Genomic DNA, 12,417 nt, shown 5'->3' with positions numbered 1-12,417 from the left:
CATTTGTAGTATAATGAGCAAAATACTTCAACATATAAATTCGCCAGACGATTTAAAAACCTTAAATCAAGAACAGTTAATCCATTTAGCTAAAGAATTGCGTGAATTTATTATAAATATTGTTGCTACAAAAGAAGGTCATCTTGGTGCTAGCTTAGGCGTAATTGAACTTACAATTGCTTTACACTATGTATTTAACACACCAAAAGACCAATTAATTTGGGATGTTGGTCATCAAGCTTACGGACATAAAATTTTAACCGGAAGACGTGATATTTTTGAAACTAACAGGCAGTTAAATGGTATTTCTGGGTTTCCTAAGCGTAAAGAAAGTGAGTATGATGCGTTTGGTGTTGGGCATTCTTCAACATCTATTTCGGCAGCATTAGGGATGGCAATTGCCTCAAGAATAAAAGGTGATTTAAATACACAACATATTGCAGTAATTGGTGACGCTTCTATAGCTAGCGGTATGGCTTTTGAAGGCTTAAATCATGCTGGCGTTAGCAAAGCTAATTTACTAGTTATTTTAAACGATAATGCTATTGGTATTGACCCAAGTGTTGGTGCTTTAAAACAGTATTTAACCAATGTGAAAAAAGGCACACAAAAACAAGATAATATTTTTGAAGCTTTAAATTTTGACTACTCAGGACCAATTGACGGACATAATTTACCAGCATTAATAAATGAACTTGAGCGATTAAAATCTGTTGAAGGCCCAAAGTTTCTTCATGTTATTACTACCAAAGGAAAAGGTCTTAAACAAGCCGAAGCTGACCAAGTAAAATATCACGCACCAGGAAAGTTTGATGCAAAATCAGGTGAACTTATTACCAAATCTGAAACTAACCCTCAACCACCAAAATATCAAGATGTTTTTGGTCACACTATAGTAGAATTAGCTAAAACAAACCAAAAAATTGTTGGAATTACACCAGCAATGCCAACTGGAAGCTCTTTAAAATATATGATGGACGCATTTCCTAATCGTGCTTTTGATGTTGGTATTGCCGAACAGCACGCAGTAACTTTGGCTGCAGGAATGGCTACACAAGGATTAATTCCGTTTTGTAATATCTACTCTACGTTTTTACAACGTGCATACGACCAAGTTATTCATGATGTTGCTACTCAAAACTTACCTGTTATTTTTTGTTTAGATCGTGCTGGTTTAGTCGGGCAAGATGGCGCAACGCATCATGGTGTTTTTGATTTAGCTTATTTACGTTGTATACCAAACCTGATCATTTTTGCTCCAAGAAATGAAGTTGAATTACGCAATATTCTTTACACTGCTCAATTAGGACTAAATCATCCTATTGCCATAAGATACCCAAGAGGCAGAGGAATTACAATTGATTGGAAACAACCATTTTCTAAAATTGAAATTGGTAAAGGAAAGCAATTAAAAGAAGGAAAAGAAGTTGCTGTATTATCTATTGGAACTATTTCAAAAAATGTTACTGAAGCAATTAACAGTATTGAAAACTCTGAAAATTTTTCTCATTATGACATGCGCTTTGTTAAACCATTGGATGAAGTTTTACTTCATTCAATCTTAAAAAAACACAACACAATTATCACTGTTGAGGATGGGACTGTTTCTGGCGGATTTGGCAATGCTATTTTAGAATTTGCAGCTAATCACAATTACAAAAACAACTTTATCCTTAAAGGAATTAAAGACAAATTTATAGAACATGGTACTACAGAAGAACTTCAAAACGTTAACGGTATTGATTCTGAGAGTTTGAAAAATTTATTTGAGAAAATCACAAACTAAACCCTTTTATTTTTTTGTATTGCAAAATTGCCTGACTGTCAGACAATGAAGCTACATAGTGAGAAATGTTTAAAAGTCTTTGATATGTACTTCCTTCACAACTAAGTGTTTCTGGTAAAGTCTTTGTTATAAGCTTGTCATAGTTAGATGCTAAGCCTTTCTCTAAACTATTTTGTATAGACTTTGTATATGTAGTTAAAAGCGTATTGATTATTTGATAACCAGCAATTTCTTTTTCTATAACTTCTTTTGATTGATATATTTTTTCAACACTAAGCTTTATGATGTCGTTTATTTGAGCTTCATATTTACTTTTTTCTAATAAACTAACGTTAAAGTTTCCGTTTAAAATTTCGTCTTCATTAGTCATAAAAATTTGAACAGCTTCATTAATAAGTGTGTTTATAGCTAATGCTCTTAAATAACTAACTCTGTCTTGCGTGTTTGTTAATTGAGCGTATTTTTTTGTATTAATTGTATCTCTAACTAAATTAATTAAATACTCTAGCGCAAATTCTTCTTCTATTAAACCTAGGTTTATACCGTCTTCAAAGTCTATTATTGTATAACAAATATCATCTGCTGCTTCTACTAAAAATGCTAATGGATGTCTTGAATAATTTAAACTATCATTAGATCTTTTGAATAATCCTAACTCTTCAGCAACATCAATAAAAGCTTCTTTCTCACTTTGAAAAAAACCATACTTTTTATCTGCTATATGCTTAGTTGGTTTTTTAGGCAAAGATTCTTTTGGGTATTTTGTAAATGCGCCTAGTGTTGCATAACTAAGCCTTAATCCGCCTTCTCTCCCAGCTCTACTTTGTGTTGCTATTTTAAAACCATTTGCATTTCCTTCAAAATCACATAAATCCTGATATTCTTTTTTAGTTAATTTTGATTGATATTGCTTTCCTTCACCATTTATAAAAAACTCACCAATAGCTTTTTCTCCACTGTGTCCAAAAGGTGGATTACCAATATCATGAGCCAATGCTGCAGCTGCTACAATTGCTCCAAAATCGTTTGCTTGGTATCCTAAAGTAGTTTGTAAATGCGGGTGTTTTTCTAAAATTTTCTGTCCTACTTTTCTACCTAAAGAACGTCCTACAACGCTAACTTCTAAACTATGTGTTAAACGCGTATGTACAAAATCCGTCTGTGATAAGGGTATAACTTGAGTTTTATCTTGTAGACTTCTAAATTCTGAAGAAAAAATAACTCTATCATAGTCTACTTCAAAACCTAAACGTGTTTCATCTTGTTCTTTTCTTAATCGTTTATTGGTATCGCCAAAGCGTTTTAAGGATAGTAATTGTTCCCAGTTCATTCTCTAAATTTTAGAAGTGCAATATAAGTAATTGACGGGTAAAAAGTTTTCTATTTTAATGTTAACTAAACGTTTCTTAAAAACTAAAAACCAACTTTTCTCATAACGTTAAGCTAACTTTTTAGTGATTAAGTATTAATCTGAGGTTAACCTTGACTTTACAAATCACTGTTTTCTTTGCACCAAGAATTTAAACAACACAATGAAAAAAATATTTCTATTATTATTCACATTATTTAGTGTATACGCAAACGCTCAAGATACTGGTTCTATAGCTGGTAAACTTACAGATAAAGAGTTTGACAACGAACCGCTTCCATTTGCTAATATTCTAATTAAAGGCACATCAAAAGGAACGACTACAGATGACGCAGGTCTTTATATGTTAGACAACCTAACTCCAGGTGATTATGTTGTTGAGTATAGCTTTGTTGGCTACGAAACTCAAACAATAGAAGCTACTGTTGAAGCTGGTAAAGTTACCGAAATAAATGTACCAATGGGTGCAAATGCTGCTTCTTTAGAAGAAGTTGTTATACAAACAACCACTAAAAGAGAAAGCGAAGTAGCGGTTTTATTAGAACAGAAAAAAGCTGTTGAAATCAAGCAAATAATAGGTGCTGATGAGTTATCTAGAAAAGGGGTAAGTGATGCTGCTGGTGCTGTTGCTAAAATATCTGGTGTTTCTAAACAAGAAGGATCAAGCAACGTTTATGTTCGTGGTTTAGGTGATCGTTACCTTAATACAACTATGAATGGTTTATCATTGCCATCTAATAATGTTAACAAGAAAAACATTGACTTAAATTTATTCTCTTCAGATGTTATCCAAAACGTGTCAATTAGTAAAGCTTATGCTGCTCAATTTTACGGAGATTTCTCTGCTGGTAATGTAGATGTAACTTCTAAAGAACATAAAGGCGGAAGTTTTGTAGAGGTATTTACTGGTTCTGGTTTTAACACAAATGCAATAGATAAAAACTTTGTAAGAAGTGAAGGAACTGGTTATTTTGGATATTACGGAAGATATGATCACAACCCTTTTGCTGTTATTTTATCACACGGTGTTGATCCTGTAAGTGTTAACTCGCCTATCAATGTGGCTTATGGAGCATCAGGAGGAAGTTCTTTTTCTTTTGAAAACGGATCAAGATTAAGCTTCTTTGTAACTGGTGGATTTGAAAACGGTTACGAATACAGAAACGGTAAAGCTATAGATTTTTCCACTGTAGAGAAAAAAGCTTTTGAAGCTGCTGAAGAATATGAGTATTCTACAACTACAACTGCTATGGCTAATTTAAACTATAAAATAAATAGTGATAATAACTTAAGCTTTAACTCAGTGTTTATTAATAGTTCTTCAGATGTTGTTGGTTATTTTGGTATTGATGGCACAGGTAGAAATAGAGATGCTATTTTAGATACAGACAGAGGTTTTTACCAACAAAATATTCAGTTTGACCAAACTAAGATGTTCGTTAACCAATTATTAGGAAACCATAAGTCAGGTAAATTTGAATTAGATTGGGGATTTGGTTACAACAAAGTATTTTCTGATCAACCAGACAGAAAGCGTTTTAGTGTAGAAAACTATCAATATGCTTTAGATAACGATCCATCTACTAATCCTACATTTTACAGTAACGTAGTTTTTGACAACCAACGTTATTTCCAAAAAATTGAGGATGATGAGTATAACGGTCGTTTAAACTTATCTTTTGAAGCTAATGAAAAATTAAAATTCAACATTGGTTATAATGGTCGTAACAAAAAAAGACTATTTAATAACATAAGATACGGTTACGATATAGTTGATAACGGATACGAGATAACTAATGTAAACAATTTAAACTCTGTTTTTAACTTAGACAACCTAAATCTAAATGCTAGTAGCGGTGGTGTATACGAAATCAGCGTAATTAAACCATATCCAACATTATCAAACACTAACAGACCTGGACAATTTGAAAACACGTACACAGGTAAATTAGATATCTATGCTGGGTATTTAGATGCAGAAATAAAAGCAGGAGAAAAATGGTTATTTGTTCCTGGTATTAGAATAGAAAGCTTTGAACAAAACATAGCCTATGATGTAATAAACTTAGGTAACAATGGTAACGATTCTAAAACATCTAAAGAAACTTTTATCCTACCTAGTTTAAACATTAAATACGCTATAAACGAAGACCAAAACCTACGTTTCTCTGCAAGTAAAACAGTATCTACTCCAGAGTTTAAAGAAGTAGCTCCGTTTGTTTATGAAGATGTATCTGTACGATATGGAGGTAACCCTGATGCTTTAGGATACTCTGACATTTATAACGCCGATTTAAAATTTGAATCTTTCTTTGGAAGAGGTGAAATATTCTCAGTTGGTGTATTTGCAAAACAAATTAACGATCCAATTAATTTAGTTGTTGTTGGTGATGCTACAGGAACACAACGTTACGTAAGAACTGGTGATAAAGCTGAAGTTTACGGTGTTGAAGTAGAGTTAAGAAAGAACATAATCGAAGACGAAAACGAAGACGCAGTTTTAGCTTTTGGTGTAAACGCAACTTACATGGACACTAAACAAGATTTATACGAAAATATAGACGGTACTTTTGACTTAGCGTTTAATAAAAGTGAAGATGAGCTACAAGGTGCCTCTCCTTTAATCTTAAATGCAGACATAAGCTACTCTCCTACTTTTAAAAATTACAAACCTGTGGCTAACTTAGTATTCTCATATTTCTCAGACAGAATAGATGCCTTAGGTTCTGGAGACCTTGGTAACATTATAGAAAAAAGTGTTCCAACTTTAGATTTTGTTTGGAAAAACACTTTCAAAGACAATTTTGAAGTTAACCTAAGCGCTAAAAACTTACTAAATCCAGCAATACAATACGTTAGACAGGACCAAAACCAAGGTGATATTTTAGTTACTTCAGCTAACGGTAAAGGTGTATCAGACTATAAAAGAGGTATCAACTTAGGACTTCAACTTAAATACAAATTTTAAATATCAATAACACAATTAAGAATAAAAATTAAAAACTAAAAACAATGAAAAAACAAATAATTCTTGGTTTAGCATTAGTATCTATGATATTTTCATGCTCTACAGACGACACTTCAGATATTGTAATTAATGACAATAGTGTAACAAACAATAATTCTGGTGGTGGTACTACAGATCCTCAAACAATTTTCTTATCTGGTACTTACACAGAAGATTTAACTTTAGACGCAAATAACACTTACAAAATCAATGGTTCTTTAATCATGGCAAGTGGTACAACTTTAACAATTCCCGCTTGTATGACTATTGAAGCTTTAGCTTCTGGTTCAGATGTTTATATAGCTATCTCTCAAGGTGCAAGAATCGTTGCTAATGGTACACAAGATTGTCCTATTGTATTTACTTCTGATGCTGCTAACCCAGCTGCTGGAGATTGGGGAGGATTAATTTTATTAGGTAGAGCTCCTATTAACTCTGTTACAGGCACAAATACTTCTACTTCAGAAATTGCTAGTTTACCTTACGGAGGAAACATCTCTGATGATGATTCTGGATCTTTAAACTATGTACGTGTTGAATATTCTGGTGGTGCTGCAGACGGACAATCTGAAAACAATGGATTCTCTTTCTACGGTGTAGGTAGTGGTACAGAAGTTAACTACATCCAGGCTTACGCTGGTAAAGATGATGGTGTTGAGTTTTTTGGTGGTACAGTTAACGCTAGTTATGTATCTGTTATCAATGCAGAAGACGACTCTGTAGATTGGACAGAAGGTTACTCTGGTACATTAACAAACGTATACATTTCTAACAGAATTACTGACGACAAAGCTATTGAAGCTGATGGATACAACACAGACTTTAGCAACGCTACAGGTACATTCTCTAAACCAACAGTTAACAACTTAACAATTGTTGGACAAGGTACTGCTGCAGGACATGCAGAAGCTATAAGATTAAGAGCTGGCACACAAGGTATCTTTAACAACGTTCATATTACAGGATACCTAGAAGGTTTTGATCTTGATGATCAACAAACTGGTAATGGTGTAGTAAGTGATGATTTACAAGTTACAAACGTAACATTTGTAGACGTTACAACTAAAGCTAAAAATGATACTACAGTATCTTTCACAGATGCAGATTTCTATACAGGTGAAGGAAATGGAACAACTACTGATTATGCTACTTGGGGAGCAGGTTGGACTATTGAGTAAGCTTTAAGCATTATAATAAAAAAAGCACCTTTTTCAGGTGCTTTTTTTTGTTTAAAATAGTATTTAAATTAATCTCTATCTGCAACAGCAGAAGTGTTTTTCCAAGTATTTACAGAAGTAATACTGTTAGAAGAATAGTCTACTTCTTTTAAAGTATCATCAGTCCAGAAAAACCATTTCCCAACTTTTTTTCCATTTTCATAAGTACCAACAACAATTTTATCTCCATTAATGTCGTACTTAGTCCAAACTCCTTGCAATTGATTATCCTTATTAAAGAATCCTTGTTGTGCTACAGTTCCGTTATCGTGATAATATGTTGCTTGAATTAAATCTCCTTTTTTCTCTATGGTTGGCTTATTCACCTCTTGAGCTGAAACAAATCCTGATATTAACACTGCAAAAGCCAAAATTAAATTTTTCATAGTATATATTTTTAAAGGTTATTACTTAATGATTACATAACAAATATAGTTTAATTTTTACAATTAGGACACGTTTACGTAACATTAAATTAACATTAAAAATATAATTTATTGATTTTCAGAATATTATATATTAAAATTTAACATTGAAAATCAATTATTTACTAAAATTAAAAGCAGATTTACTAGGTTTTTAGGCAAAAAATTATAGAAAACTAAAAAAGAACATAACATTAAGTTAACATTACGTTGAAGATAAAAGATGAAATTTGCCATAATAAATTAACCATAATTAATGGAAAACATATACTTATTCATGATAATTGCTTTAGCTATACTAGCTATTGCAGATCTTGTTGTTGGTGTTAGTAATGATGCTGTAAACTTCTTAAATTCAGCTATAGGTTCAAAAGCCATTTCTTTTAAAACCATTATGATTGTTGCTAGTTTAGGTGTTGCTTTAGGCGCTATCTTTTCAAGCGGTTTAATGGAAGTTGCCAGAAAAGGAATTTTTAATCCTGGAGAGTTTATGTTTGATGAAATCATGATCATCTTTATGGCGGTAATGATTACAGACATTTTACTACTAGACTTTTTCAATTCTGTAGGTATGCCTACCTCAACAACTGTATCAATCGTTTTTGAATTACTAGGTGCTGCTGTTGCTGTTTCTTTAATAAAGATTTGGTCTAATGGCGGGACATCTTCAGAATTAATAAATTACATAAACACTTCAACTGCAACAAAAATAATACTTGGTATACTCCTCTCGGTTGTTGTAGCATTTACCGTTGGTGCTATTGTACAATGGTTTACTCGTTTACTTTTATCTTATAATTTTCAAGAAAAAGCTAATTGGGTTGGTGCTTTATTTGGCGGTATTGCTTTAACAGCTATTACATACTTCATTCTAATTAAAGGTATAAAAGGCACACCTTATGCTGATTTAAAATTTGAATACACTAATGGATTAACCATTAAAGATTATTTAGAAAGTAATGTAATTAACATACTTGGTATTAACCTTGTTTTATGGAGTGCAATCTCTTTTTCTTTAATTTCTGGATTAAAACAAAACATATATAAAATTGTAATTTTAGTAGGTACTTTCGCTTTAGCCTTAGCATTTGCTGGTAATGATTTAGTAAACTTTGTTGGTGTTTTTATCGCTGGTTGGCAATCTTATCAAGAATATGTTGCACAAGGATTACCTGCTTCAGAATTATCAATGAAGTTTTTAGCAAAAGCTGTAGAAACTCCTACCTTACTTCTATTTATTGCAGGTATGGTTATGGTTGTTACACTTTGGTTTTCTAGCAAAGCAAAAGACGTTGTAAAAACATCATTAGACTTATCAAGTCAAAGCAATACAAAGGAACGTTTTCAACCTAACTTTTTATCTCGTGGATTTGTAAGATCTGCAATGTTAATGTCTCAAATGTACTCTTACATTGTGCCTAATTCTTGGCAAGAAAAAATAGACAAACAATTTGAAACTCCAGCAGCAGACTTAACTATTAAAGAAGAAGACAAACCTGCATTTGACCTTGCTAGAGCTGCTGTAAACTTAATGGTTGCAGCAGTATTAATATCTTTAGCGACTTCTTTCGGGTTACCATTATCTACAACATACGTAACGTTTATGGTAGCTATGGGTTCTTCATTAGCAGATCGTGCATGGGGCGCAGAAAGTGCAGTATATAGAGTTGCCGGAGTAATTAACGTTATCGGTGGTTGGTTCTTTACCGCATTTATTGCTTTTGTAGCTTCTGCATTTATAGCTTACTTAATTAATTTAAATGTAAAACTAATGACACCTATCTTATTATTAGTTGCATTTACTTTATTAATAAGAAACTACCTTGCTCATAAAAAGAAAAACACAAAAGCAAAAGAAGAAGACAGCTTGGTAAAAGCTGAAAGCAGCTCAGTACAAGGTGTTATTCACGAAAGTGCAGATAACATAGCTAATGTTGTAAAAAGAGGAAACAAAATTTACACAAATGCTGTTAATGGACTTGCCAAACAAGATCTAAATGCTTTAAAGAAAAATAAGAGACAAATAACTAAACTCTCAAATGAGGTTGACGAGTTAAGAGACCATATTTTCTATTTTATAAAAAACCTAGACGAATCTAGTGTCGAGGCAAGTAGTTTTTACATCAATATTTTAGGGTATCTACAAGATATGACTCAGTCTTTAGAATATATCTCTAAGATTAGCTATAAGCACGTACACAACAATCATAAAAAGCTAAAATTTAACCAACTTAAAGAGTTAAAAACTGTAGACGAAGCTTTAGAAAAACTATTAATAGATACAAAAGAAGCCTTTAACTCTCGTTCTTTTGAGGATATAGCACGCATTTTAAATAACAGAGGAAAGGTTTACGAATTAGTAAAAGAAAAAATACAAAAACAGGTAGAACGTACTCGCACAGAAGAGTCTTCTCCAAAAAATACAACTTTGTATTTTAGTTTACTACTAGAAACTAAAGATCTATTAAGCGCTACTATGAATTTATTAGAAGAATACAACAACTCTTTTGATAGTAAAATTCCACCAGCTAAAGTTGCTGAAAAAGAAAAACAAGAAGAAGAATAAATAATTTATTACACTAATATCAACTAAAAAGCCTCAATATTTTGAGGCTTTTTTAATATTTAAAATTTCACTTTAACAAAATTTAAACATCTATACTGTGTTAGGCAGCGTAAATAAAGTAACTCAAAAATTTAAACTATTTATGAAAAAACTAACATTAGTAGCACTAAGTGCAGTATTATTATCTGCCTGCGTTTCAAAAAAGAAATATTTAGCCTTAGAACAAGAAAAAGGCGAAATTAAAAGTGAACTAACAAAAACCAGAGTAGAAAAAGAAGAACTTGAAAAGAAGTTTGCCATTATCGAAGCTAGAGTGCAAAACTACAACTCAAAAATTAACAATCTTACCGAAGAAGTTGGCGAACTTACAGAAGAAAACAAAACTAAATTTGATGCAGTTGGTAACAAAGCAGTTATTTCAGAACAATCAAAAATTGATATGCGAAAAACCTTAAGTAAGGTAGACCCAGAAGTGATGAAGTATGTTACAACTCTTGAAGATTCAATGAATTTAGCACTATCATTAAACTTGAAAAAATTTGTTGACGAAAGTGATATTGACGAAAGCGATGACATTTCAATTAATATTGATGAAACCGTAGTAATGATTTCAATTTCTGACAAAATGTTGTTTAATACAGCTAGTTATAGAATTAATAGTAAAGCCAACAAAGTATTAGAAAAAGTAGCAGACGTTATAAAGTCAGAGTCAAGCTTAAATGTAATGATTGAAGGTCATACAGATTCAAGAACTATTCATACAGACAAAATACAAGACAATTGGGATTTAAGTGTGTTGCGTGCCACTTCTGTGGTCAGAGCTTTACAAAAGGATTTTGGTGTTCCGCCAGAGCAATTAATAGCAGCTGGTAGAAGTAGTTACCAACCACTAACCGATAACGACAGTAAAGAAAACCGCGCAAGAAACCGTAGAACACGCATTGTAATATTACCTAACATTGATAAGTTTTTTGCACTTATGGCTTCTAATGAAACCCTTGACGCAAACGATATGTAATATTAAAATTTAATATAAAATAAAAAAGAGTGGATTATGATCCACTCTTTTTTTTGATTAATAGCAAATGTAAAAGCATTTATTATCCCTAAAAAACTACTACTTACATTTAGTTTCTAACTAAAACTTATATCAAATCTATAATTATTACACACTAGTTACTTCACAAAATGTATAGTTGGTTAAAAATTGTGTATAAATGGTAAAATTGACTGTTTACACATTAAATAATACCAACTACACATTTTTTTTTATTAGTTAAAGCATATAATTTTATCTTTATGTAAAACTATTATTATGCTTAAAGCTGTTATTGTAGACGACGAGCCAAAAGCCATACAAAGCTTAAACTGGGAACTCTCAAATTTTAGTGAAGATATTCAGGTCGTAAAAACATTTTCTGATCCAGAAAAGGCTATTTTATATTTAGAAGAAAATCAACCCGATTGTCTTTTTCTTGACATCCAAATGCCAACCATGGATGGATTTCAGTTTTTAGAAAAATTACCTCAAAAAGATTTTGCTGTTGTTATCACTACAGCTTATGACGAGTATGCTATTAAAGCTTTAAAAAAAGATGCTGTAGACTACTTATTAAAGCCCATTGATAGTGATGATTTAGCAGATACTTTAAAAAAAATTAAACGCTTTAAAAAGAGAATAGACACCGATGTTATTGAAGAAATCCTTATCAACTTCACTAACAATAACAACAAGAAAAAAGTAACAATAAATACAGATGGTAAACTTTTATTTTTAAATGTAGACGATATTGTTTTTGTTGAATCTGATGGAAATTACAGCACCATTTATATGGTTGATAGACAAAAAATATTGGTCACAAAAAAACTAAAAGAAGTCAACTCACTTTTACCAGAACATTTATTTTTTAGAATCCATAATTCCTATATTATTAGCCTAGGTAAGATTAAAGAATTTATCAAAACCGAAGGTTATGTAATCATGGATTCTAATCACAAAATACCTGTTGCACGACAAAGAAAATCTGAGTTTTTAGAAAAATTATAG

The 12,417-nt window shown here is 31.8% G+C and carries 8 protein-coding genes; 6 read left to right on the top strand and 2 right to left on the bottom strand.

What is annotated here, in order from left to right:
* Positions 1-13: 13 nt before the first annotated feature.
* Complete coding sequence (dxs, locus tag WA327_RS07180) at positions 14-1,786, top strand: 1-deoxy-D-xylulose-5-phosphate synthase (RefSeq protein ID WP_336068049.1); 1,773 nt, start codon at positions 14-16, stop codon at positions 1,784-1,786.
* On the opposite strand, the gene WA327_RS07175 is transcribed toward dxs, so the two are convergent.
* Positions 1,776-3,116, bottom strand: a complete 1,341-nt coding sequence (locus WA327_RS07175; protein WP_336068045.1) for a deoxyguanosinetriphosphate triphosphohydrolase — start codon at positions 3,114-3,116, stop codon at positions 1,776-1,778. The genes dxs and WA327_RS07175 overlap by 11 nt on opposite strands.
* A 202-nt stretch (positions 3,117-3,318) precedes the next feature.
* On the opposite strand from WA327_RS07175, the gene WA327_RS07170 reads away from it, so the two are divergent.
* Together WA327_RS07170 and WA327_RS07165 are read left to right on the top strand one after the other, a co-directional pair.
* Complete coding sequence (locus WA327_RS07170) at positions 3,319-6,123, top strand: TonB-dependent receptor domain-containing protein (protein ID WP_336068044.1); 2,805 nt, start codon at positions 3,319-3,321, stop codon at positions 6,121-6,123.
* Between the two features lie 44 nt (positions 6,124-6,167).
* Entirely contained in the window at positions 6,168-7,340 is a 1,173-nt protein-coding gene (locus WA327_RS07165; RefSeq protein WP_336068043.1) for a multidrug transporter, read from the top strand.
* A 68-nt stretch (positions 7,341-7,408) separates the two neighbouring features.
* Here the strand turns inward: WA327_RS07165 and WA327_RS07160 are convergent, their stop codons facing one another.
* A complete protein-coding gene (locus tag WA327_RS07160; RefSeq protein WP_336068040.1) occupies positions 7,409-7,765 on the bottom strand; it encodes a nicotinic acid mononucleotide adenyltransferase in 357 nt (118 codons plus the stop codon).
* Positions 7,766-8,060: 295 nt separating this feature from the next.
* Between WA327_RS07160 and WA327_RS07155 the strand changes: the two genes are divergently transcribed.
* From WA327_RS07155 to WA327_RS07145, 3 genes are all read left to right on the top strand, one after another.
* Complete coding sequence (locus WA327_RS07155) at positions 8,061-10,370, top strand: inorganic phosphate transporter (RefSeq protein ID WP_336068037.1); 2,310 nt, start codon at positions 8,061-8,063, stop codon at positions 10,368-10,370.
* Between the two features lie 142 nt (positions 10,371-10,512).
* The gene (locus tag WA327_RS07150; protein ID WP_336068034.1) at positions 10,513-11,388 is read left to right on the top strand and encodes an OmpA family protein; all 876 of its coding nucleotides are present in this window, start codon (positions 10,513-10,515) and stop codon (positions 11,386-11,388) included.
* 297 nt (positions 11,389-11,685) lie between these two features.
* Positions 11,686-12,417 (top strand): LytTR family DNA-binding domain-containing protein, encoded by a 732-nt coding sequence (locus tag WA327_RS07145; RefSeq protein ID WP_336068031.1) that lies wholly within the window; start codon positions 11,686-11,688, stop codon positions 12,415-12,417.

Source organism: Mesoflavibacter sp. CH_XMU1404-2, assembly GCF_037029465.1.
GTDB lineage: Bacteria > Bacteroidota > Bacteroidia > Flavobacteriales > Flavobacteriaceae > Mesoflavibacter.
Note: the sequence above shows the minus strand (reverse complement) of the source record. Positions and strands in the feature narration are given on the sequence as shown.